Here is a 22,172-nt window from a genome sequence, read left to right on the forward strand (position 1 = left end):
TAATACGGTGAGACGCAGGATGCGGCGGAAAATCGCACACACGTTTTCTCGCAACGTCAAAGCAGAAAGTAGTCTTTGGTCAGGGCCACGGCATCCTCCAAGTGAACCTTGAGGTCTGCAATCCTATCGCCGTCTACATCCGCGTAGATATAGGTGTCGGACGCCAGCTTATCGAAACGAAGCTGTCCTGCCGTCCCGTTGAAAGCCGCCGTGCCGATGAAGGTGAATGCTTGGTTGCCGGCGACCTTCGTGCTGGCGTCAATCGCAGAGACATCGATCCTGTCCTGCTCGCTCGTCATGAAGTCAAAAATCAAGTCGAACGTCGCGCCGGCGGATTCGGAGAGTGCTTTGAATGCGAACCTGTCGGCCCCAGTGCCACCCGTCAGCCTGTCGGCGCCGCCTCCGCCGTAAACCCAGTCATTGCCTCCGCCTGCGCCGATAACATCGTTGCCGGTGCCACCGGTTATGCTGTTAGCTCCGCCAGTGCCATAAAGCCGGTCGGCGTAGTTGGACCCGATCAAATTCTCGATCGTTGAATAGCTATCGCCTTTCGCGTCTCCCATATTGCCGGTCGGATCCCCGAGACTGGCCACAACACCCGCCGCGGCGGTCGCATAAGAAGCGGTGTCACTTCCGTTGCCGCCGTGAAGTTGGTCAGCGCCGAGGCCGCCGATGAGAATGTCGTTGCCGTCGCCACCTTTAAGAATGTTGACATAGGCGTTCCCCCCAAGCACATCGGCAAAGCGGGAACCGATCAGATTCTCGATCCCATAATACGTGTCACCGGCTGCATCATTGGTGTTGCTCGATTGTGCAGCGATGCTTGCCCGGACCCCGACGGAAGCGTTTTCGTATGAGGCCGTGTCACTACCGCTGCCGCCATCAAGTCGGTCCCGCCCCCTGCCTCCTACGATCGTGTCATTACCGCTTTCACCATAAAGCAGGTCATTGCCGTCGTAGCCAATCAGCATGTCATTGCCGGCGCCAGCGACAATCTTGTCAGCACCGATGCCGCCCTTCAGAGTTTGGGAGGAAGAGTTCCCGTCACTGTTTCAAGCGCGTCGATGACGCTTATCAAGAAGTTCTTTGTAAAGGAGCCGCTGTCGTTGGAGATGACAACCGCGATGGAATAGGATTGCTGTGTCTCGTAGTTTAGTGCGTCGTTGACATAGAGTTCGTTGTCGGCGATCCAAAACATGCCGCCGGCCGAGTCCTTAAGCCAGTACACCACCTCATCGCCTTCGGGATCAACCGCAACGAAGGAACCGATCACGGTGTCGATACGAGCAGTTTCCACGACTTTGGAATTGGACAGCGTCAGCGCACTCGGAGCCTCATTCACGTCGGCAATGTTGATCGTAAACGACTTTACGACCGTAAATTTACCGTCAGAGACTTCGAAGGTTACCGTCCTTGTTGCGGATTTCTCGAAGTCGACCGGCTTTGCAAGCTGGATGGCACTGGCGCCCACCAATTTGAACGTGCCCCCCGCGTCGTCGATCAACTTGAATGATAATACCGTATCCTCAGGGTCCACCCCGGAAATGTAGTCGAACACCGTGCCGACTTTCATGTCTTCGGCGACTTCTGTTCCCCAGAGCCAAACCAGGTGCGGGGGTTCATCAACATCTTCGATCGAAATAGAGAACTTTTTGAGAACCTTGTTCACCCCGTCGGAGACCTCGACCTGGAACGTCTTGCCTTGGAGTTCTTCGTAACTCACGGGCTTCGCCAACTGGACTGTGTTGCCGTCAAGCTTGACCAAGCCGCCGCCACTGTCCGTCAGGCTGTAGCTCAGCGGCTGCCCCTCTGGATCAGTTGCAGACAGTGTGCCGATGGTCGTGCCGACCGCAGAATTCTCCGCTATCGAATTGTTGGACAAGAGGATTGTGTCCGGGGCAGGTTCTCGGAACTCGCCGCCATTGCGGCCACCGTCTGCAACCTCTCTCGGCTGAATGGTGCGTTTCCACCCAGGTTGACGAGCGCCACCCCGGTATTCAGCGTGCCCAGGCCTTCTTCCATTGTTCACCTTGTTTTCTTTAGCAAAATTATCCGTGGCATCGTCGTTTTAATTGCATCGGAATCAAAATGGTGCAACCGAAGATTGATCTCTTCCATCCAAAGATTGTCTTGACGCAGTCAGCGCCTGATGGTCTGCGCGACCAGAACGGCACAGGCGATGAGGGGTCCCGAAAACGCCGGGCGCCATTACGTCTGAATACAAATGCCGCGACGTTGGGACGGATTCCGCCGCAGCAGCCTATAGGGACGCCAGAGCGGGATGAGGGAAAACGGTTGTCGCCCGCATCCCTCTATCTTCCTGGAAACGGTCAACCGTGACGGACGAGAAATTCCTCGGCGGTCAGATGGCGGAAGTCGTCGAGCGCGCGCCGCAGCTTGGTATGGTCCCAATCCCACCAGGCAAGCCGATCCATACGCCGGCCTGTCTCGGCCGTGAACCGCTCACGGATGAGCTTTGCCGGAACGCCGCCAACGATCGTATAGGCGGCAACGTCCTTGGAGACCACGGCGCCGGCGCCGATCACCGCGCCGTTGCCGACGGTCACCCCCGGCAGGATCGTCGCGCCGTGACCGATCCAGACATCATGGCCGATCGTCACCCGGTTCTGCCGCCGCCAGGCGAAGAGATCGTGGTCGAGGTCGGCGTCGTCCCAGTAGTTCGGTGCGCGATAGGTGAAATGATGCAGCGTCGCGCGCCAGGTCGGATGGTTGGTGGCGTTGATGCGCACCGAGGCGGCGATGTTGACGAACTTGCCGATCGTCGCGCACCAGGCCGAGCCGTCTTGCATGATGTAGGAATAGTCGCCGAAGTCGACCTCGTCGAGACGCGAGCGCGCTTGGACTTCCGTGTAGCGACCGAGCGTCGAGTTCACGACGCTTGCGGTCGGATGGATGAAAGGTTCGATCCCGAGTTTCTGGCTCATGCCGCCTGCTTCCTTGGCGAGAATTCGGAGACGTCGATGATGCGGTCGGCGACCGCGTCGCGCACTTCCTCGTCGTGGAAGATGCCGATCAGAGCCGTGCCTTCAGCCTTCTTCCTGGCGATCATCTCGACCACAACGGCGCGGTTTTTCGCGTCGAGCGAGGCGGTCGGTTCGTCGAGCAGCAGGATCCTGTGATCGGTGATGAAACCGCGGGCGATGTTGACCCGCTGCTGCTCGCCGCCGGAAAAGGTGGCGGGTGGCAGCGACCAGAGTTCCTTCGGCAGGTTGAGCTTTGCAAGCAGTTCCGCCCCCCGTTCCTGCGCCTCCGCGGTCGCAACGCCGCGCGCCTGTAATGGTTCGGCAACGATGTCGAGGGCGGAGACGCGCGGCACGACGCGCAGGAACTGGCTGACATAGCCGAGCGTCGTGCGCCGCACTTCGAGCACGGTGCGCGGCTCGGCTGTCGCAAGATTTACCAACCGGCCGTCGTGCTCCATCAGGATCTGGCCTTCGTCGACGCCGTAATTGCCGTAGAGCATCTTGAGGATCGAGCTCTTGCCGACGCCCGAGGGGCCGCCGAGCACGACGCATTCGCCGGCCTTCACCGAGAAGGACACATTGGCGACCACCGGCAGGCGGACGCCGTCGCGCAAGTGCATGGTGAAGCTCTTGGCGACCTCTGAAACAACGAGTGGAGTAGCCATCACTATTACTTTCCTTTGCGCATGATCTTGTCCGAAAACCGGGTTCCACTTTTCGGGATCACGCGTCACACCTGGAGAATGGAGGAAACGAGAAGCTGGGTGTAGGGCTCGCGCGGGTCGTCGAGCACCCGGTCGGTGAGCCCCTGCTCGATGACGGCGCCGTCCTTCATTACCATCATCCGGTGGGAGAGGAGGCGGGCGACGGCAAGGTCGTGAGTGACGATGATCGCCGCAAGCCCGAGATCGTGGACGAGCCCGCGCACGAGGTCGAGCAGGCGCGCCTGCACCGAGACGTCGAGGCCGCCGGTTGGCTCGTCCATGAAAACGAGGCGGGGTGAGGTGACGAGATTGCGGGCGATCTGCAGGCGCTGGCGCATGCCGCCGGAAAAGGCGCGCGGCTGGTCGTCGATCCGGTCCTCGTCGATTTCCACCCGGGTAAGCCAGTCCTGCGCCGTCGCGCGGATATTGCCGTAGTGGCGGTCGCCGACGGCCATCAGCCGCTCGCCGACGTTGGCGCCGGCCGACACCGTCATCCGGAGCCCTTCGGCCGGGTTCTGGTGCACGAAGCCCCAGTCGGTGCGCATCAGGAAGCGCCGCTCGGCCTCGCCCATGCGGGCGAGATCGCGGTACTGGCCGTCGCGCATGTGATATTCGACGATGCCGGAGGTCGGCATCAGTCGGGTCGAGAGGCAGGACAGAAGCGTCGTCTTGCCGGACCCGGATTCGCCGACGATCGCCAGCACTTCGCCCGGGTAGAGCTCGAAGGAGACGTTCCGGCATCCAATGCGGCTGCCGTAGAACTTCGAGACGTCGTTGACTTTGAGAAGCGGAACGGCGCTCATTCTGCGGCCTCCTGGCTTTCTTGCGTTGGGCGGGCGGGCATGTGTCCGGCATGGCCATGCGCGCGCCGGTCTTCGCAATGGTCGGTGTCGGAGCAGACGAACATGCGCCCGCCCTTGTCGTCGAGCACCACTTCGTCGAGATAGACGTTCTCCGCGCCGCAGAGCGCGCAGGGTTTGTCGAACTTCTGGACCTCGAAGGGATGGTCCTCGAAATCGAGGCTGACAACCTCGGTATAGGGCGGAACCGCATAGATGCGCTTTTCGCGGCCGGCGCCGAAGAGTTGCAGCGCCTCCGACATGTGCATTTTCGGGTTGTCGAATTTCGGCGTCGGCGAGGGATCCATCACATAGCGGCCCTCGACCTTGACCGGGTAGGCATAGGTCGTGGCGATATGGCCGTTGCGGGCGATGTCCTCGTAGAGCTTCACATGCATGAGGCCATATTCCTCGAGCGCATGCATCTTGCGCGTCTCGGTCTCGCGCGGCTCGAGGAAACGCAAGGGTTCCGGGATCGGCACCTGATAGACCAGCGTCTGGCCCTCCTTGAGCATCTCCTCGGGGATGCGGTGGCGCGTCTGGATGATCGTCGCGTCCTTCGTCTTCGTGGTGACGGCGACATCGGCGACCTTCTGGAAGAAGGCGCGGATCGAGACGGCGTTGGTCGTGTCGTCGGCGCCCTGGTCGATGACCTTCAAAACGTCTGCAGGTCCGAGGATCGAGGCGGTCACCTGCACGCCGCCGGTACCCCAGCCATAGGGCATCGGCATTTCGCGCGAGGCGAAGGGCACCTGGTAGCCGGGAATGGCGACCGCTTTCAGGATCGCCCTGCGGATCATCCGCTTCGTCTGTTCGTCGAGATAGGCGAAATTATAGGTGGCAAGGTCGTTCATTCGGCGGCCTCCTTCATGCCGTCCTCACCGCCGGCGCGGGCGGCTTCGTATTCGCGGCGCATGCGCCGCACCAGATCGAGCTCCGCCTGGAAGTCGACATAGTGCGGCAGCTTCAGATGCTCGACGAAGCCGGTCGCCTGGACGTTGTCCGCATGCGAGATGACGAATTCCTGATCCTGGGCGGGGGCGACGATGTCCTCGCTGAACTCGTCGGTGCGAAGCGCCCGATCGACAAGCGACATCGACATGGCCTTGCGCTCGCTCTGGCCGAAGACGAGGCCATAGCCGCGGGTGAACTGCGGCGGCTGTTTGGCCGAGCCCTTGAACTGGTTGACCATCTGGCACTCGGTGACGCGGATCACGCCCAGCGAGACTGCGAAACCAAGCTCCGGCAGGTCGAGTTCGACCTCCACCTCGCCGATGCGGACTTCGCCGACGAAGGGGTGCGTGCGGCCGTAGCCGCGCTGGGTGGAATAGGCGAGCGCCAGCAGAAAGCCTTCGTCGCCGCGGGCAAGCGCCTGCAGTCGAAGGTCGCGCGCCATCGGGAACTCCATCGGCTCGCGCGTGAGGTCGCCCATCACGTGGCCTTCCGGCATCCGGCCGTCGCCCTCAATGAGGCCTTCGCCATCGAGAATGTCGGAAACACGCATGACATGCTCGCCGGGCTCCTTGACAGCCGGCTCTGCGACCGTCTCCTCTGCGATCAGCGAAGGGTCGAGCAACCGGTGGGTATAGTCGAAGGTGGGGCCAAGAAGCTGGCCGCCCGGCAGGTCCTTGTAGGTTGCCGAGACGCGGCGCTCGACCTTCATGGTCGCCGTGTCGACCGGCTCGGAATAACCGAAGCGCGGCAGCGTCGTGCGGTAGGCCCGCAGGATGAAGATCGCCTCGATCATATCGCCGCGCGCCTGGCGAACGGCAAGCGCCGCAAGCGCTCGGTCATAAAGCGAGGCCTCGGCCATCACGCGATCGACGGCGAGCCCGAGCTGTTCGACGACCTGTTCGATGGTGATCGAGGGCAGCGAACGATCGCCGCGACGGCGATCGGTGAGCAGGCGATGGGCATTGGCAATGGCGGCTTCCCCGCCCTTGACGGCTACATACATGGATCACGCCTCCTTCGGAGAGAGCTTCGTCGTACGCGGCAGGCAGAGCACCGCGTCAACCGCCGTCAGGACCAGGTCGATGCCGCGCGGGAAAATCGCCCTGTTCGCCGTCCAGAAGTCGAGGAAGACGTCCGGCAGGCCTTTTGGCGCGACGATGTTTTCGTCCTTGATTCCCGGTCCCCTGGCGATAAGTGGTTGGCCACCCGTGAGTGCTTCGACCTCGATCACCAGCGTCGTCGAACGGTCGGGATATTCCTGCGTGCCGAGCGCGAACTGGTCGAAACTCGGCACCGCGCCGCCCCTCTCGATGAAGGCGAAGCGGGCGTCATCCTTCGTTTCGGTCATCGGCGCACCGGTGTGGAAGGCGATCCATTGCGGCACGGCGGACTTTGCGAGCGCGGGGGAGAGCCAGACGGGGGTGTCGTGGTCGCAGAGCGTCAGCGCAACGGCACCGCTCGCCTTGCCGAGGGGCGAGGGCGGCGATGCCAGCGCCGCGAGGTTGGCAACTGTACCCGGGCGGGCAAAGCCATCCATCAGAGCGCGGAACACGGATTGTGCCTGAAAGACCGGGTCGGCGAAGGCACCGGCGTAGATTTGCGATTGTGCGGCCATCAGTCGTCCCCCCGGACCATGGTGAAGAAGTCGACGCGGGTTGCGGCGGTCTGTTCCGCCTTGCGGCGGTCTTCGGCATCGATGCGGGCGGCGATCAGCCGGTGCAGCTTTTCGACCGCCAGGCGATGCCTCTCGGTCTGGAAGAGCGCATCGAAGATCGCGGCAAAGCGGGCGCGTTCCTTGTCGGTGCCGAGCATCTGCCCGTGGCCGATCTCGCCGCTGGCGAGCCTGACCGTGGCGCGCGACACGGTTGCCTCGCCGAGGTTGAAGGCGTCACCGCCGCCGCCGATCCGGCCGCGCACCATGACGAGCCCCGTTTCCGGGCCGCGGACCGGGGCGACATCCGGCTTGTCTGCGATCGCCTCCCAGGCTCCGACAAGTTCCGCAAGCGTGGCGCGGGCGAGAAGCCGTATGCCTTCCCGGCGTTCCGCGGCTGCGTCCGGCAGCGCCTCATGTTTCTGCGTTGCGTCCATCGTTCACTCCAAAATGTCTATTGATCTAGACAACTATACATCTTATATCCTTCCTTAACGTTCGCAAATGACAGGCTTGTGACATTGACGAACAAAGTGGGGCGAACAAAATGGCGTTGAAGAAAGTCGTCGAACGGCAGACCGGCGTGGCGCTCTGGCGGCAGATCGCCGACCGCATCCGGCTTTCGATCAGCAATGGCGATTACGACGCGACCGGCATGGTGCCGCCCGAAACCGCGCTGGCGCAGGAATTCGGCGTCAACCGCCACACGGTTCGCAGCGCTCTGGCGGCACTTGGCGAGGAAGGCCTTGTCCGCGCGGTCCAGGGGCGCGGCACGATGATCGAGCGCAAGGATCGCGTCAGCTATCCGATTTCGCGGCGCACCCGCTTTTCGCAGGGGCTCGGCCGGCAGGTGAAGGAGATCGGCACACGGCTGCTCGGCCATGCGGAAGTGCCGGCGAGCGGCGAGATTGCGGCGGCCCTTGCCGTTTCTCCCGGCTCCCTACTGATAGAATTGCGGACGGTGAGCAGCGGCGACGGTCGGCCGCTTTCCATGTCGGTCAGCTATTTTCCCGCAGATCGTTTTCCGCAGATGGCCGAGGAATATGCCCGGCTGGGCTCCATCACCAAGGCTTTTGCCGCGCAGGGGCTCGGCGACTATGTGCGCGTTTCGACCGAAATCGTCGCGCGGCATGCCGATGCAGACGAGCTTTCGCTGTTGAAGCTGTCGCCCGGCGCGATCGTGATGGAAGCGCAATCGGTGAACGCTGACCTTGACGGCAAGCCGGTCGAATTTTCACGCACGCGCTTTGCCGCCGACCGGATGAAGCTCAGGATCGAGACCTAGGTTACGTTGGTTGGAGCGGGTGCAGGCGGAACTCATAAATCCGGTTCTGTAAACGCGCTCGCTGAATGTCCGCCTCGTTCCGAAAGCGACGCGCTTTAAGTCGGCGAAGATGCCGGCGGTGTCGTGCGAGGCAGCGATCGACCAGTTGTTCAAACGCTGCGGTCGTCTGCAGCGCCGTGCGTCTTTTCTGACGCACGGCGCTGTGTAGCACTTTGAATTGCTGCATGTTTTTGTTCTTAAATCGGCTGCGCTTTAAGGAACATGCAGTGGTTCGGCCCTAAGCCGACAAACGGTCAGTAGTCCCAGAAAACCGGTACCCAGCGAAAGTGGTCGCCGTCGCCCGCCACGTGGCCGACGGATGGGAACGGCAGGTGAGTGGCCACCAGCAGCTCGCCGGTCGCCGCCAGCTCCCGCAAAAGACGGACCCGGACGCGGGCCGCCTCCTCGGGGTCGTGTTCGAAGCCGTTGTACCACTCGGGGTGTTCGAACCCGACCTGGAACACGAGGTCGCCGGCGAACGTCAGCCCGTCGCCGCCGGACGCCACGCGGACCACGCTGTGCCCGGGGGTGTGGCCGCCGGTGCGAGTAACGACCACCCCCGGCGCCACCTCGTACTCGTCATCGAACGGCCGCAGGTAGCTCTGGTACTCTTTCATGAACCGCTTGGCGGCCGACCGAAGCGCGTCCGGGAACCCCGGCGGCATGGAGACGTGGGAGAAATCGGGCCTCTCCCAGAACTTGACCTCGGCGGCCGCCACGTGGATCCGCAGGTCCGGACGCAGCCGGTCCTTCACGCCGTCGACGAGCAGCCCGCCAATGTGGTCCATATGCATGTGGGTCAGCACCACGTCGGTCACGGATGCAAGATCGATGCCGGCGGCCTCCAGTCGCTTGATCAACTGCCCGGCCCGCGGCAAGTTCAACTCCGGGTCGAACCCTAGCCCAGCGTCGACGAGTATGGTTTGGCTGCCGCTACGCACCACGACCACGTTCAGCGCCCAGTCGATCGCGTCTGGCGGAAGGAACATGTCGTCCAGCCATGCCGCCCGGACGGCCGGGTCGACGTTGTGGGCCAACATCGCGGTTGGCAGCGGTAGCACCCCATCGCTGACCACCAGCACGTCAATCTCGCCGACCCGCACCGCATAGCGCGACGGAACCAACTCTTCGGGGCTCGTTCTACCGGGGTGTGAGGTGTTGTCCAAGCTCATGTTTGCCTCCTGCTGACCAGTCGTGCGGGGTTTTGTTTCCGCCTGCGACATGATGCGCTCCTGTCTTGCGTGATCGAGGCGTGTCGGTCACTACAGCGCCGACGCTATGCTGAAGCCGGTTGGCGGTCGAGCTACACCTGAGGATAGGGCAGCCTGCGCTCTCAGTGGGCCGCAGCGAAGATTTGTTGGTGAGGAGGCCGGTAAGAAGGAGTGGACTGCCGGGCAATATCCGTCGGTAGGTGAAGAAGTGCCAGCCGCCCTTTCCAGGATAGAGCCATACTTCCGCACTTCCGCTTCGAACTCGAAAGCTGTCACATGTCCCCGTTTCGTCGCCGCCGAAATAAGGCAATGCCGCCGCATTTCCGACGCGTTTTTGCCGCATCAACTAAGCTTCGCATCAGGATCCACGCATTGTCTTCTCTGGGGAGAAAGCGAAATGGCGACGTGGCGACCCGATCCTTCCTTCTATCCATCACCGCGCATGGCCGCAAAGGCCCCCAAGGAAACCATCGCCTATGTGGCGGCCTTCGATCCGGATCGACAGCGACCGGATGCGATCGCGGTGGTCGACGTCGATCCAACCTCTCCGAGCTATTCTCAGATCGTCGGGCAGGTCGACATGCCGAACGTCGGCGACGAACTGCATCACTTCGGCTGGAATGCCTGCTCGTCCTGCCTTTGCCCCAATGCGCCGCATCCTCACGTCGAGCGCCGCTATCTGGTCGTGCCCGGGCTGAGGTCGTCGCGGCTTCATATCATCGACACCAAGCCGGATCCCCGGAATCCGAGGATTGTCCGCGTCATCGATCCGGCGGAAATTGCCGAGAAGGCAAACTATTCCCGGCTGCACACCATCCATTGCGGACCGGAGGGCATCTATGTCAACGCGCTTGCCGACCGCGACGGCAACGCGCCCGGCGGCATCTTTCTGCTCGACCACGACAGCTTCGACGTGCTCGGGCAATGGGAGATGGATCGCGGACCGCAGAAGCTCGCCTACGATTTCTGGTGGCACCTCGGCCACGACACGATGATCACCAGCGAGTGGGGAACGCCGGAAAACTTCGAAAACGGTCTGGTTCCGGAAGTGCTACTCGGTTCGAAATACGGCCGCAGGCTTCATTTCTGGGATCTCAACAAGCGCAAGCACCTGCAGGAGGTCGATTTCGGCGAGGAGCACCAGCTCGTCTTCGAATTGCGCCCCGCCCATGATCCGACCAAGGCCTATGGTTTCGTCGGCTGCGTCATCAGCCTCAAGGATCTCTCCGCCTCGATCTGGACCTGGTATCGCGACGGCGACCAGTGGGCTGTGAAGAAGGTGATCGAGATTCCGGCCGAGCCCGCCGACGCGGACCTCCTGCCGCCCGTGCTCAAGGGCTTCAAGGCGGTCGCGCCGCTCGTGACCGACATCGACCTCTCGATGGACGACCGATTCCTCTACGTCTCCTGCTGGGGTACCGGCGACATGATCCAGTACGACGTTTCCGATCCCCTCGCGCCGAAGGAGACCGGCCGCGTCAGGATCGGCGGGATCGTTTCGCGCGCGACGCATCCGAAGGCGTCGAACGGCGCGCTCAATGGCGGACCGCAGATGGTGGAAATAAGCCGCGACGGCAAGCGCGTTTATTTCACCAACTCGCTCTACGGCGCGATCGACCCGCAATTCTATCCGGACGGCATCGACGGATGGATGGTGAAACTGGATGTCGGCGACAACGGCGGAATTTCCTTCGACGAGAGCTTTTTCGTCGATTGGCCGAAGGGTCATCGCCCGCATCAGGTTAGGCTCGAAGGTGGCGACTGCTCCTCCGATTCCTATTGCTATCCGTGAGGGGTGTGGGGTCGTGCCCGCCGGTACGCATGACTGATTTCTGGCCGTGGCTCTCACTCGCCGGCCTTGGCGCCTTCCATGGCGTCAACCCGGCAATGGGCTGGCTTTTTGCCGTGGCGCTGGGGCTCCATCGACAAAGTTCGCGCATCGTCTGGCTGTCGCTCCTGCCGATCGCCGCCGGGCATGCCGCCGCCATCGCGGTCGTGCTGACGGCTTTTATGGCCTTCGGCACGGTCGTCGACCTGCGGAGCCTCAAGCTTTTCGCGGCCGCGCTCATCCTCGGCCTCGCCGGCTACTACGCCTTCTACGGACACCGCCACCGGGTCCGGGTCGGCATGCGGACCGGAATGGCCGGTCTCGCACTCTGGTCATTCCTGATGGCGACGGGGCATGGCGCGGGGCTGATGCTGGTGCCTGCGGTGCTCGGTCTCTGCCTTGCGGACCAATCGGCTACCATCCCTCTCGGCAGTTCGCTGCCGATCTCGCTGGCGGCCGTGGCACTCCATGCCGTGGCGACGCTCGCGGTTACCGCGGCGGTCGCCTTGGTCGTCATCGAATGGCTCGGTCTTGCGGTCCTGCGTTCCGCGTGGATCAACTTCGACCTTATCTGGACGCTGGCGCTCGTCGCGACCGGCGTCATTCTTGTCGTGGCTTGAGGCGTCTACTGCATGCCGTAGTCGCCTATCAAGCGTTCCGGCGCTTGCCCTCGATCAGGTCGAGAACCGCGCGTGCGGCATCGAGCACGTGCGTGCCGGGACCGAAGACAGCGGCGACGCCATTGTCCATCAGGTATTGATAGTCCTGTCGCGGAATAACGCCGCCGCAAACGATGATGATGTCCTCGCCGCCGCGCTTCTTCAGCGCTTCGGTCAATTGCGGCATCAGCGTTTTGTGGCCGGCGGCAAGCGAGGAGACGCCGACGACGGTGACTTCTTCGGCAAGCGCCAGGTCGGCTGCTTCCTCCGGCGTCTGGAACAGCGGTCCGGCGACGACATTGAAGCCGATATCGCCGAAGGCCGAGGCGATCACCTTGGCACCGCGGTCGTGCCCGTCCTGGCCGAGCTTCGCCACCATGATCTTCGGCTTGTGGCCGAGCCGCTTGGTGACCTCGCCGAGACGCCCGGCGAGCACGCCGAGTTCGGGATCGCTTTCATAGGCCTTGCCATAGATGTCGGTGACGACTTCCGGCACCGCGGTGTAGTCGCCGAAGACCTGCCGCATCGCATTGGAGATCTCGCCGACAGTGGCACGCGCCCGCGCGGCTTCGATCGCCGCCGCGAGCAGATTGCCCTTGCCGCTCCGCGCCACCTCAGCAAGGCTTCCGAGCGTTTCCTGCAATCTCTGCGAATCGCGCCGGCGCTTGGTTTCCTCGATCCGTTTGATCTGCGCCGCCCGGACGGCGGTGTTGTCGATCTCGAGGATATCGATCGGCTCTTCGTTTTCGCGCCGATACTTGTTGACGCCGACGATAACCTCCTCGCCCTTGTCCACTGCCGCCTGGCGTCGGATCGCAGCCTCCTCGATCAGGCGCTTCGGCAGGCCGCTTGCCACCGCCTTGGTCATTCCGCCCAGCGCTTCCACCTCCTCCATCAAAGCCCAGGCCTTTTCTGTCAGATCGCGGGTCAGCGCCTCGACGTAATAGGAGCCGGCGAGCGGATCGACCACCTTGGTCACGCCGGTCTCATGCTGGAGGATCAACTGGGTGTTGCGGGCGATCCGCGCGGAGAACTCGGTCGGCAGCGCGATCGCCTCGTCGAAGGAATTGGTGTGCAGCGACTGCGTGCCGCCGAGCACCGCCGACATCGCTTCGAAGGCGGTGCGGATGATGTTGTTGTAGGGGTCCTGCTCCTGCAGCGACACCCCGGAGGTCTGGCAATGGGTGCGCAGCATCAGGGAGGACTGCTTTTTCGGGCGGAAGTCTTCTATAATCTTCGCCCAGAGGAAGCGCGCGGCGCGCAGCTTGGCGGCCTCCATGAAGAAGTTCATGCCGATGGCGAAGAAGAAGGAGAGGCGGCCGGCGAAGTCATCGACATTAAGACCCTTGGCGAGCGCCGCGCGCACATATTCGCGCCCGTCGGCAAGGGTGAAGGCCAACTCCTGCACCAGCGTCGCGCCGGCCTCCTGCATATGGTAGCCGGAAATCGAGATCGAGTTGAAGCGTGGCATGTCTTTCGCCGTGTATGCGATGATGTCGGCGACGATCCGCATCGACGGCTCGGGCGGATAGATGTAGGTGTTGCGGACCATGAACTCCTTGAGAATGTCGTTCTGAATGGTCCCGGAGAGCTCCCGGCGCGGCACGCCCTGCTCCTCGCCGGCGACGATGAAGGAAGCGAGGATCGGGATCACCGCGCCGTTCATGGTCATCGAGACCGAGATTTTGTCGAGGGGGATGCCGTCGAACAGGATCTTCATGTCCTCGACACTATCTATCGCCACGCCGGCTTTGCCGACGTCGCCGACGACGCGCGGATGATCCGAATCGTAGCCGCGATGGGTGGCGAGGTCGAAGGCGACCGAAACGCCCTGCTGGCCGGCGGCGAGCGCCTTCCGGTAAAAGGCGTTGGAGGCCTCGGCGGTGGAGAAGCCGGCATATTGTCGGATGGTCCATGGCCGGCCGGTGTACATGGTGGCGCGCGGCCCGCGCGTGAACGGCGCGAAGCCCGGCAGCGTGCCGAGATGATCGACGCCCTGCATGTCCTCGGCCGTATAGACCGGCTTCACCGGAATGCCCTCCGGGGTGTGCCAGACGAGATCTTCCAGCGGCACCTTCAATTCGCGTTCGGCGAGCGTGGCCCAGTCTTTCAGCGGATTGTTATTCAGGGGATTGTTGTCGTTATCAGGCATTGGCTTTCCGCTCCTTTTTCACCGGCGGGCGCAAACGACGATCGCGCGTTGGAGAGCATACGACATCACTCGAACTCCATGATCAGCTCGTCGACTGCCAGGCTCGCGCCGGCGGCGATCGCCACGCGCTTGACCGTCGCGCGCTTCTCAGCCCGGAGGATGTTTTCCATCTTCATCGCCTCGACGACGGCGATCGCCTGTCCGGCCTCGACCGTGTCTCCGGCTCTGACCGCGATCAAGGTCACGACGCCCGGCATCGGGCAGAGCAGCATCTTCGACGTGTCCGGCGGTAGCTTCTTCGGCATCAGCCACGCAAGTTCGGCAACGCGCGGGCTTCTGACGCGCACGATCACGTCGATGCCGCGCCAGCGCAGCCGGATCCCGGTGCCGACGAGATCGACCTTCACGCCCATCGGCTGATTGTCGATGTTGAAGGTGGCAAGCGTACGGCCGGGTGTCCAGTCGGTTGCGACCGTCACCGCTCCGTCATCGGCGAAGCGGACGAAGGCACCATCGGCCGAGACGCCGGCCGTCACGCGAAAGTCGCGATCGGCAAGGCTTGCCACCCAGTCGTGGCCGACGACGCGGCGGTGGTTGCCGATCGTACCCGAGATCTGGCTCGCGCGCTCCTGCAGCGCCTGGTTGATCACGATCGCGACGGCGGCGAGCTTGCGTGCGTCCGCCTCGTCCGGGACGACGCCCTGGAAGCCCTCGGTAAATTCCTCGGCGATATAGGCGGTGGTGAGGCGCCCTTCGCGGAAGCGCTTCTGCTGCATGACGGCGGAAAGGAAAGGCAGGTTGTGCCCGATACCCTCGACCTCGAATGCATCGAGCGCGCTCGCCATCGCCTCGACGGCGGTGGCGCGATCCGGCCCCCAGGTGCAGAGCTTGGCGATCATCGGGTCGTAATACATCGAGATCTCACCGCCCTCGAAGACGCCCGTATCGTTGCGGATGACGGTGCCGTCGTCCTGCCTGCCTTCCTGAGGCGGGCGGTAGCGCGTCAGCCGGCCGATCGAGGGCAGGAAGTTGCGGTAGGGGTCTTCTGCATAGAGCCGGCTTTCGATCGCCCAGCCGTCGAGCTTCACGTCTTTCTGGCTGAAGGCGAGTTCCTCGCCGGCGGCGACGCGGATCATCTGCTCGACGAGGTCAAGCCCGGTGATGAGTTCGGTCGCCGGGTGCTCCACCTGCAGACGCGTATTCATCTCGAGGAAGTAGAAGTTGCGCTCGCCATCGACGATGAACTCGACCGTACCGGCGGAGTGATAGCCGACGGCTTTGGCAAGCGCGACGGCCTGCTCGCCCATGGCGCGCCGCGTCTTCTCATCGAGGAATGGAGACGGGGCCTCCTCGATGACCTTCTGGTTGCGGCGCTGGATCGAGCATTCACGCTCGCCCAGATAGAGCGTGTTGCCGTGCTTGTCGCCCAATACCTGGATTTCGATGTGGCGGGGCTCGGTCACGAATTTTTCGATGAAGATGCGGTCGTCGCCGAAGGAGCTTTTCGCCTCGTTCTTCGACGACTGGAAGCCTTCGCGCGCCTCGATGTCGCTCCAGGCGATCCGCATGCCCTTGCCGCCGCCGCCGGCCGACGCCTTGATCATCACCGGATAGCCGATGGTCGCTGCGATCCGAACGGCTTCCTCGGCGTCCTCGATCAGCCCCATGTGGCCGGGAACGGTCGAGACATCGGCTTCGGCGGCGATTTTCTTCGAGGTGATCTTGTCGCCCATCGCCTTTATCGCGCCGACCGGCGGCCCGATGAAGGCGACGCCCTCCTTCTCCAGCGCTTCGGCAAAGGCGGCGTTTTCCGAAAGGAAGCCGTAGCCCGGATGCACGGCATCGGCGCCGGTCTTGCGGATCGCGTCGAGGATCTTGTCGATGACGATATAGGACTGGCTGGAGGGCGAGGCGCCGATATGCACGGCTTCGTCCGCCATACGCACATGCATGGCGTCGCGGTCGGCATCGGAATAGACGGCGACGGTCGCAATGCCGAGCCTCTTGGCGGTGCGGATGACGCGGCAGGCGATTTCACCACGATTGGCGATGAGGATTTTCTTGAACATGCGTTTCTCTTTGAATCCTTTCTGTCGCGTCAGCGCCTGAACTTTCGCCGGTAGGGTAGAAGCGCGATGGAGGAGGCCGCAACCGCGCCGCCGAAGAGGAGGGCGAAGGGGGCAACCACCATGGCCGCCGCAAGCAGCGGGTTCGACGAGCGTGCGATATGGGTGCCGACCGCGCCGATGTTGAGCCAGATCAGTGCGCCCGCGCTCGCGGCGCCAACCAGCACGCCGTAAAGGGCGTTCGTCGCCAAATAGCGCAGCATCTGCCAGTGATCGCTGCGTGCCGCCTCAGGCCTCATGACGGGTTCGGGTTCCGATTTCATGGCGCGCCTCGTCACAACGGAATTGTGTCGTGCTTGCGCCAGCGCGTTTCCACCTGCTTGTTGCGCAGCGACGCGAAGGCGCGCGCGATGCGGCGTCGCGACGAGTGCGGCATGATCACCTCGTCGATGAAGCCGCGCTCGGCGGCGACGAAGGGGTTGGCGAAGCGCTCCTCGTATTCCTTCGTGCGGGCGGCGATCTTTTCCGGATCGCTGAGCTCGGAGCGGTAGAGGATTTCGGTCGCGCCCTTGGCGCCCATGACTGCGATTTCCGCCGTCGGCCAGGCATAGTTGACGTCGGCGCCGATGTGCTTCGACGCCATGACGTCATAGGCGCCGCCATAGGCCTTGCGGGTGATAAGGGTCACCATCGGCACCGTCGCCTGGCTATAGGCGAAGAGCAGCTTGGCGCCATGCTTGATGACGCCGCCATATTCCTGGCTCGTGCCCGGCAGGAAGCCCGGCACGTCGACGAGCGTCAGGATCGGGATCGAGAAGGCGTCGCAGAAGCGCACGAAGCGAGCGGCCTTGCGCGAAGAGTCGATGTCGAGGCAGCCGGCGAGCACCATCGGCTGGTTGGCGACCACGCCAACCGTCTGGCCCTCGAGACGGATGAAGCCGGTGACGATGTTGCGGGCAAAGCTCGCCTGGAGCTCGAAGAAGTCGCCTTCGTCGGCAAGCGCCAGAATGAGCTCCTTCATGTCGTAGGGCTTGGCGGCGCTGTCGGGGATCAGGCTGTCGAGGCGCATCTCGACGCGCGCCGGGTCGTCGTAGAAGGGCCGGACCGGCGGTTTCTCGCGGTTGTTGAGCGGCAGGAAGTCGAAGAGCAGGCGCACATGTTCCAGCGCCTCGACATCGTTTTCATAGGCGCCGTCGGCGACCGAGGATTTCGTCGTATGGGTGCGAGCGCCGCCGAGCTCTTCCGCCGTCACGATCTCGTTCGTCACCGTCTTCACCACGTCGGGGCCGGTGACGAACATGTAGGAACTGTCGCGCACCATGAAGATGAAATCGGTCATCGCCGGCGAATAGACCGCGCCGCCGGCGCATGGCCCCATGATTACCGAGATCTGCGGGATGACGCCCGAGACTTCCGCGTTGCGACGGAAGACCTCGGCATAGCCAGCGAGCGACGCCACGCCCTCCTGGATGCGGGCGCCGCCGGAATCGTTGAGGCCGATCACCGGCGCGCCGTTGCGGGCGGCCATGTCCATGATCTTGCAGATCTTTTCCGCATGGGTCTCGGAGAGCGAGCCGCCGAGCACGGTGAAATCCTGGGAAAAGACATAGACCTGTCGGCCGTTGATCGTGCCCCAGCCGGTGACGACGCCATCGCCGGCAATCTTTTGCTCGGCCATGCCGAAGTCGACGCAGCGATGCGTCACATACATGTCGTATTCTTCGAAGGAGCCTTCGTCGAGCAGTACGTCGATGCGCTCGCGCGCCGTCAGCTTGCCCTTGCCGTGCTGCGCCTCGACGCGGCGCTCGCCGCCGCCGGCCCGCGCCTGTGCGCGGCGGGCCTCCACCTGTTCCAGTATCGCGCGCATGTGTCTCCTCCCGAAATTCTTTCTCGCCGAGATTTTTCTCGATTGTGCAGAGGCGTTCCAGGCTTCGCAATAGCGTCGAAGATCGGATGGCAAAACGGCCGATCATGTGCGAATGTGGAATATAGAAATATGTGAAACGTAAATTGCGAAGTTGCGAACATGGCGATCGGCAAGCTCTATATCGGCCGCAAGGTCCGCGAACTCCGGGAAGCAAACCGGGCGACACAGGGGCAGTTCGCCGAGCGCATCGGCATTTCGACGAGCTACCTCAACCAGATCGAAAACAACCAGCGGCCGGTTTCGGCGGCGGTGCTGCTCGCGCTTGCGGAGAAGTTCCAGATCGATATCGCGGAACTCTCGGCAGGCGAGGGTGACCGGCTCCTGTCGGCCCTGTCGGAGGCGCTGAACGATCCGCTGTTCGAAACCTATTCGCCGAGCCTCCAGGAACTCAAACTCGTCGCCCAGAATGCGCCGGGCCTGGCGCATGCGCTGATCACCTGCCATCAGGCCTACAGGCGCAACAGCGAGCAGCTTGCCAGCATCGACGACACAATCGGCCGCGGCGCCTCCTTCGTCGAGACGACCCCTTACGAGGAGGTGCGCGACTTCTTCCACTTCGTCGACAATTACATCCACGAGATCGACACGCTCGCCGAAACGCTCGCCGCCGATCTCGGCCTCGGGGAAGGGGATAATCATACGGCGCTCGCGGCCCATCTCGAGCAGCGCCATGGCGTGCGCGTCGTGCGCGGCGTCGCCGGCGACGAGGCGATCCGCCGCTTCGATCCGCGTGCCCGCGTCCTGACGCTGAACCCGTACGCGCCGGCGCCCACGCGCGATTTCCAACTGGCGCTGCAGATCGCGCAGTTCCATGCCCGCGAGGAGATCGACCGGATCGTCGGCAGCGCCGGGTTCCGCACCGAGGAGGCAGTCGAAATCTGCAGGCTCGGCTTGCAGAACTATTTCGCCGGCGCCCTGATCCTGCCGTACCAGTCTTTCCTCAAAGCGGCGCGTGAATTGCGGCACGATATCGAGTTGCTTGCTGCCCGTTTCGGGGCCTCGCTGGAGCAGGTCTGCCATCGGCTCTCGACCCTGCAGCGCCCCGGGCAGAAAGGGATTCCGATCTTCTTCGCGCGCATCGACCGCGCCGGAAACATCACCAAGCGCCACAGCGCCGCCAAGCTGCAGTTTGCCCGCTTCGGGGCGGCCTGTCCGCTCTGGAACGTGCATCAGGCTTTCGAAACGCCCGGCCGCATCATCCGCCAGCTCGCTGAAACGCCGGACGGCGTGCGCTATCTCTGCCTCGCCACCCAGATCACCAAGGGCGGCGGCGGTTACCGCGCCAACCATCCGCGCTACGCCTTGGCGCTCGGTTGCGAGATCTCCTATGCCGACGCCTTCGTTTATGCCGATGACATGGACCTCGGCAACCGCACCGCCTTCGACCCGATCGGCATCTCCTGTCGTATCTGCGAGCGCACCAAATGCGCCAGCCGCGCCGTGCCGCCGCTGAAACGCAAGCTGATCGTCGACCATGACATGCGCGGCTCTCTGCCGTATCGTCTAAGCGAGAGTTAAATGCGGCCGGCTCTGTTCGTTTTTGAACAGACTCTGTGAGAATTTGCGTCTGTGCCTGTGCGAAATTTGGTGTAACTACAGCGCCACATTGTCAGTATGCGGGTCAGGGAGGACATGCATATGGATTTTCGCCTGTCAGAGGAGCAGGAAGCCATCCGCGCGATGGCGCTCGATTTCGCCCGGGACGAACTCGCGCCCAGCGCCATCGACTGGGACCAGCAAAAGCATTTTCCGGTGGAGACGCTACGCGCCGCGGCGGCGCTCGGCATGGCCGGCATCTATGTCCGCGACGACGTCGGCGGCACAGGGCTCACCCGTCTGGACGCGGCGATGATCATCGAGGCGTTGGCGACCGGCTGCCCGGCTGTCGCCTCCTTCGTGTCGATCCACAACATGTGCGCCGGCATGATCGACCGCTATGGCGCGGACGAACAGCGCCAGCGGCTGTTGCCGCAACTTCTCACCATGGAGACGCTGGCGAGCTATTGCCTGACCGAACCGGGTTCCGGCTCGGATGCGGCGGCGCTGAAAACCAGGGCGGTGCGCGAGGGCGACAGCTATGTGCTGACCGGGCAGAAACAGTTCATCTCCGGCGCCGGCGAATCCGGTCTCTACATCGTCATGGCTCGCACGGGCGACGAGGGGCCGAAGGGCATTTCGGCATTTGTCGTCGAGAAGGAGGCGCCGGGTCTGACTTTTGGCGCCAACGAGAAGAAGATGGGCTGGCATGCCCAGCCGACCCGCGCGGTGATGCTCGACAATGTCCGCGTTCCCGCTGCAAACCGGCTGGGCGCGGAGGGCGAGGGTTTCCGGATCGCCATGGCCGGCCTCGACGGCGGCCGGCTGAACATCGCCGCTGCCTCGCTCGGCGGTGCGCAGGCCGCCTTTGACAAGGCGCTCGCCTATGTCCACGAGCGGCGCGCCTTTGGCAAGGCGATCGGTGAATTCCAGGCGCTGCAGTTTCGCCTAGCCGACATGGCGACCGATCTTGAGATTGCCCGCACTTTCCTCTGGCGGGCGGCGGCCGCGCTCGATGCCGGCGATCCGGACGCGACCAAGCTTTGCGCCATGGCCAAGCGCTTCGTCACCGACCGCTGCTTCGCAGTCGCAAACGACGCGCTGCAACTCCATGGCGGCTACGGCTATCTCGCCGATTACGGCGTCGAGAAGATTGTCCGCGACTTGCGGGTGCACCAGATACTCGAGGGCACCAACGAGATCATGCGACTGATCGTTTCCCGCGCGATCATGGGACGGAAATAGGAAGGAGATTTCATGGAGATGCAGTCCGCTCAACCGGAAGTCGTCGTCGAACGCCAGGGCGCAATCGGCAGGCTCCGGCTCAACCGGCCGCGTGCGCTGAACAGCCTCAACCTGCCGATGATCCGCATGATCGCCGCGGCACTGACCGATTTCGAGCGCGATTCGGCGGTTGCGGCCGTGCTCGTCACCGGCGAAGGCGAACGTGGGCTTTGCGCCGGCGGCGACATACGCATGATCTACGAGAGCGGCCGGGAGCGGCCGGAGGAAGGCGCGCAATTCTGGCGCGAGGAATTCATCGTCAACAGCCGAATTTCCGCCTATTCCAAGCCCTATATTGCCGTCATGGATGGCATCGTCATGGGCGGCGGGGTCGGTGTTTCTGCCCATGGCAGTCATAGGGTCGTCACGGAGAGGACGCGGCTTGCCATGCCGGAGACGGGAATCGGCTATTTCACGGATGTCGGCGCGACCTGGCTTCTGCCGCGCGCCCCCGGCGAGTTCGGCACCTACATCGGGCTCACCGGCCGCGACATCGGCGCCGCGAATGCGATCCATGCGCGGCTCGCCGACAGTTTTGTTCCGAGCGACAGGATCGGCGACCTGATCACCGCGCTCGTGGCGCTTCCGGATTCGGCGAAGGCGAACGATGTTACTGCCGCGATCCAGAGCGTTTCCAGCGAGCCGCCCGCGTCGCCGTTGCACGACCAGTTTTCGCTGATCGACCGCTGTTTTGCCTTCGACAGCGTTGAAGAAATTCTGGATGCTCTCGAACGCGATGGTTCGGATTTTGCTTTCGAGACGCTGCAAATGCTGCGAACGCGCTCGGCCATCAGCCTGAAGTTGACGCTCTCGCTGCTGCGGGCGGGGCGCGCGAGCGCCTCGCTCAACGAGTGCCTGGAGCGGGAATATGCCGCGACTATCGGCATGCTCTCCAATCCGGATTTCTACGAAGGCGTGCGGGCTGCGGTGATCGACAAGGACCGCAATCCGAAATGGTCCGTCGGGCTCGCTGAGGTGACGCCGCAGGCGCTCGCGCGGTTCGAGAGACACGACGGTCCGCCGCTCTTTGGGTGAAGACCGTCGAACGGAAAC

At 63.3% G+C, this 22,172-nt stretch carries 20 protein-coding genes; 6 read left to right on the top strand and 14 right to left on the bottom strand.

The genetic code is table 11. The features are described from left to right. Positions 1-56: 56 nt before the first annotated feature. The 9 genes from RB548_RS25810 to phnG form a co-directional block, all read right to left on the bottom strand. A complete protein-coding gene (locus RB548_RS25810) occupies positions 57-971 on the bottom strand; it encodes a M10 family metallopeptidase C-terminal domain-containing protein (protein ID WP_331376607.1) in 915 nt (304 codons plus the stop codon). Between the two features lie 47 nt (positions 972-1,018). Next, positions 1,019-1,882 carry a hypothetical protein gene (locus RB548_RS25815; RefSeq protein ID WP_331376608.1) on the bottom strand — a complete coding sequence of 288 codons (864 nt, stop codon included), beginning with the start codon at positions 1,880-1,882 and terminating at the stop codon, positions 1,019-1,021. A gap of 448 nt (positions 1,883-2,330) precedes the next feature. After that, positions 2,331-2,945 (bottom strand): DapH/DapD/GlmU-related protein, encoded by a 615-nt coding sequence (locus tag RB548_RS25820; protein WP_331376609.1) that lies wholly within the window; start codon positions 2,943-2,945, stop codon positions 2,331-2,333. Continuing rightward, on the bottom strand, positions 2,942-3,649 hold the full coding sequence (gene phnL, locus RB548_RS25825; RefSeq protein WP_331376610.1) for a phosphonate C-P lyase system protein PhnL: 708 nt from the start codon (positions 3,647-3,649) through the stop codon (positions 2,942-2,944). The genes RB548_RS25820 and phnL overlap by 4 nt, the downstream gene beginning before the upstream one ends. A 65-nt stretch (positions 3,650-3,714) precedes the next feature. Then, entirely contained in the window at positions 3,715-4,491 is a 777-nt protein-coding gene (gene phnK / locus RB548_RS25830) for a phosphonate C-P lyase system protein PhnK (protein WP_331376611.1), read from the bottom strand. Next, a complete protein-coding gene (locus RB548_RS25835; RefSeq protein ID WP_331376612.1) occupies positions 4,488-5,381 on the bottom strand; it encodes an alpha-D-ribose 1-methylphosphonate 5-phosphate C-P-lyase PhnJ in 894 nt (297 codons plus the stop codon). Before RB548_RS25835 ends, phnK begins: the two co-directional genes overlap by 4 nt. Then, positions 5,378-6,484: a carbon-phosphorus lyase complex subunit PhnI gene (locus RB548_RS25840; protein ID WP_331376613.1), complete on the bottom strand. Its 1,107-nt coding sequence runs from the start codon at positions 6,482-6,484 to the stop codon at positions 5,378-5,380. The genes RB548_RS25835 and RB548_RS25840 overlap by 4 nt, the downstream gene beginning before the upstream one ends. Before the next feature lie 3 nt (positions 6,485-6,487). Then, entirely contained in the window at positions 6,488-7,096 is a 609-nt protein-coding gene (gene phnH / locus RB548_RS25845; RefSeq protein WP_331376614.1) for a phosphonate C-P lyase system protein PhnH, read from the bottom strand. Then, complete coding sequence (gene phnG / locus RB548_RS25850; RefSeq protein ID WP_331376615.1) at positions 7,096-7,569, bottom strand: phosphonate C-P lyase system protein PhnG; 474 nt, start codon at positions 7,567-7,569, stop codon at positions 7,096-7,098. The genes phnH and phnG overlap by 1 nt, the downstream gene beginning before the upstream one ends. A gap of 110 nt (positions 7,570-7,679) precedes the next feature. On the opposite strand from phnG, the gene phnF reads away from it, so the two are divergent. Beyond that, on the top strand, positions 7,680-8,417 hold the full coding sequence (gene phnF, locus RB548_RS25855; protein ID WP_331376616.1) for a phosphonate metabolism transcriptional regulator PhnF: 738 nt from the start codon (positions 7,680-7,682) through the stop codon (positions 8,415-8,417). Between the two features lie 293 nt (positions 8,418-8,710). Here the strand turns inward: phnF and RB548_RS25860 are convergent, their stop codons facing one another. After that, positions 8,711-9,679, bottom strand: a complete 969-nt coding sequence (locus RB548_RS25860; protein WP_331376617.1) for an MBL fold metallo-hydrolase — start codon at positions 9,677-9,679, stop codon at positions 8,711-8,713. 385 nt (positions 9,680-10,064) lie between these two features. Here RB548_RS25860 and RB548_RS25865 point away from each other — a divergent pair, with 385 nt between their 5' ends. Further along, positions 10,065-11,459 (top strand): selenium-binding family protein, encoded by a 1,395-nt coding sequence (locus tag RB548_RS25865; RefSeq protein WP_331376618.1) that lies wholly within the window; start codon positions 10,065-10,067, stop codon positions 11,457-11,459. 29 nt (positions 11,460-11,488) lie between these two features. Further along, on the top strand, positions 11,489-12,115 hold the full coding sequence (locus RB548_RS25870) for a hypothetical protein (RefSeq protein WP_331376619.1): 627 nt from the start codon (positions 11,489-11,491) through the stop codon (positions 12,113-12,115). 28 nt (positions 12,116-12,143) lie between these two features. Here the strand turns inward: RB548_RS25870 and scpA are convergent, their stop codons facing one another. The 4 genes from scpA to RB548_RS25890 form a co-directional block, all read right to left on the bottom strand. Beyond that, the gene (gene scpA / locus RB548_RS25875; protein ID WP_331376620.1) at positions 12,144-14,306 is read right to left on the bottom strand and encodes a methylmalonyl-CoA mutase; all 2,163 of its coding nucleotides are present in this window, start codon (positions 14,304-14,306) and stop codon (positions 12,144-12,146) included. A 65-nt stretch (positions 14,307-14,371) separates the two neighbouring features. Continuing rightward, the gene (locus tag RB548_RS25880; protein ID WP_331376621.1) at positions 14,372-16,375 is read right to left on the bottom strand and encodes an acetyl/propionyl/methylcrotonyl-CoA carboxylase subunit alpha; all 2,004 of its coding nucleotides are present in this window, start codon (positions 16,373-16,375) and stop codon (positions 14,372-14,374) included. A gap of 29 nt (positions 16,376-16,404) precedes the next feature. Then, positions 16,405-16,695 (bottom strand): hypothetical protein, encoded by a 291-nt coding sequence (locus tag RB548_RS25885; protein WP_331376622.1) that lies wholly within the window; start codon positions 16,693-16,695, stop codon positions 16,405-16,407. Positions 16,696-16,706: 11 nt separating this feature from the next. After that, positions 16,707-18,239, bottom strand: a complete 1,533-nt coding sequence (locus RB548_RS25890) for an acyl-CoA carboxylase subunit beta (protein WP_331376623.1) — start codon at positions 18,237-18,239, stop codon at positions 16,707-16,709. Positions 18,240-18,398: 159 nt separating this feature from the next. Here RB548_RS25890 and RB548_RS25895 point away from each other — a divergent pair, with 159 nt between their 5' ends. The 3 genes from RB548_RS25895 to RB548_RS25905 all read left to right on the top strand — a co-directional run bounded on the left by RB548_RS25895 (position 18,399) and on the right by RB548_RS25905 (position 22,154). Then, positions 18,399-19,817: a helix-turn-helix domain-containing protein gene (locus RB548_RS25895; RefSeq protein WP_331376624.1), complete on the top strand. Its 1,419-nt coding sequence runs from the start codon at positions 18,399-18,401 to the stop codon at positions 19,815-19,817. 120 nt (positions 19,818-19,937) lie between these two features. Next, complete coding sequence (locus RB548_RS25900; protein ID WP_331376625.1) at positions 19,938-21,080, top strand: isobutyryl-CoA dehydrogenase; 1,143 nt, start codon at positions 19,938-19,940, stop codon at positions 21,078-21,080. A 12-nt stretch (positions 21,081-21,092) separates the two neighbouring features. Then, a complete protein-coding gene (locus tag RB548_RS25905; RefSeq protein WP_331376626.1) occupies positions 21,093-22,154 on the top strand; it encodes an enoyl-CoA hydratase/isomerase family protein in 1,062 nt (353 codons plus the stop codon). Positions 22,155-22,172: the final 18 nt, after the last annotated feature.

The organism is Sinorhizobium chiapasense (assembly GCF_036488675.1).
Classification (GTDB): Bacteria; Pseudomonadota; Alphaproteobacteria; order Rhizobiales; family Rhizobiaceae; genus Sinorhizobium; species Sinorhizobium chiapasense.

Excerpts from the sequence above, each read along its gene's own strand:
- RB548_RS25840 (WP_331376613.1), bottom strand. The coding sequence starts at position 6,484 with ATGTATGTAGCCGTCAAGGGCGGGGAAGCCGCCATTGCCAATGCCCAT.
- RB548_RS25835 (WP_331376612.1), bottom strand. The coding sequence starts at position 5,381 with ATGAACGACCTTGCCACCTATAATTTCGCCTATCTCGACGAACAGACG.
- RB548_RS25810 (WP_331376607.1), bottom strand. The coding sequence starts at position 971 with ATGCTGATTGGCTACGACGGCAATGACCTGCTTTATGGTGAAAGCGGT.
- RB548_RS25820 (WP_331376609.1), bottom strand. The coding sequence starts at position 2,945 with ATGAGCCAGAAACTCGGGATCGAACCTTTCATCCATCCGACCGCAAGC.
- RB548_RS25885 (WP_331376622.1), bottom strand. The coding sequence starts at position 16,695 with ATGAAATCGGAACCCGAACCCGTCATGAGGCCTGAGGCGGCACGCAGC.
- phnF (WP_331376616.1), top strand. The coding sequence starts at position 7,680 with ATGGCGTTGAAGAAAGTCGTCGAACGGCAGACCGGCGTGGCGCTCTGG.
- phnH (WP_331376614.1), bottom strand. The coding sequence starts at position 7,096 with ATGGCCGCACAATCGCAAATCTACGCCGGTGCCTTCGCCGACCCGGTC.
- phnK (WP_331376611.1), bottom strand. The coding sequence starts at position 4,491 with ATGAGCGCCGTTCCGCTTCTCAAAGTCAACGACGTCTCGAAGTTCTAC.
- RB548_RS25865 (WP_331376618.1), top strand. The coding sequence starts at position 10,065 with ATGGCGACGTGGCGACCCGATCCTTCCTTCTATCCATCACCGCGCATG.
- RB548_RS25905 (WP_331376626.1), top strand. The coding sequence starts at position 21,093 with ATGGAGATGCAGTCCGCTCAACCGGAAGTCGTCGTCGAACGCCAGGGC.
- RB548_RS25895 (WP_331376624.1), top strand. The coding sequence starts at position 18,399 with ATGGCGATCGGCAAGCTCTATATCGGCCGCAAGGTCCGCGAACTCCGG.
- RB548_RS25860 (WP_331376617.1), bottom strand. The coding sequence starts at position 9,679 with ATGTCGCAGGCGGAAACAAAACCCCGCACGACTGGTCAGCAGGAGGCA.
- phnL (WP_331376610.1), bottom strand. The coding sequence starts at position 3,649 with ATGGCTACTCCACTCGTTGTTTCAGAGGTCGCCAAGAGCTTCACCATG.
- phnG (WP_331376615.1), bottom strand. The coding sequence starts at position 7,569 with ATGGACGCAACGCAGAAACATGAGGCGCTGCCGGACGCAGCCGCGGAA.
- RB548_RS25880 (WP_331376621.1), bottom strand. The coding sequence starts at position 16,375 with ATGTTCAAGAAAATCCTCATCGCCAATCGTGGTGAAATCGCCTGCCGC.
- RB548_RS25900 (WP_331376625.1), top strand. The coding sequence starts at position 19,938 with ATGGATTTTCGCCTGTCAGAGGAGCAGGAAGCCATCCGCGCGATGGCG.
- scpA (WP_331376620.1), bottom strand. The coding sequence starts at position 14,306 with ATGCCTGATAACGACAACAATCCCCTGAATAACAATCCGCTGAAAGAC.
- RB548_RS25870 (WP_331376619.1), top strand. The coding sequence starts at position 11,489 with ATGACTGATTTCTGGCCGTGGCTCTCACTCGCCGGCCTTGGCGCCTTC.
- RB548_RS25890 (WP_331376623.1), bottom strand. The coding sequence starts at position 18,239 with ATGCGCGCGATACTGGAACAGGTGGAGGCCCGCCGCGCACAGGCGCGG.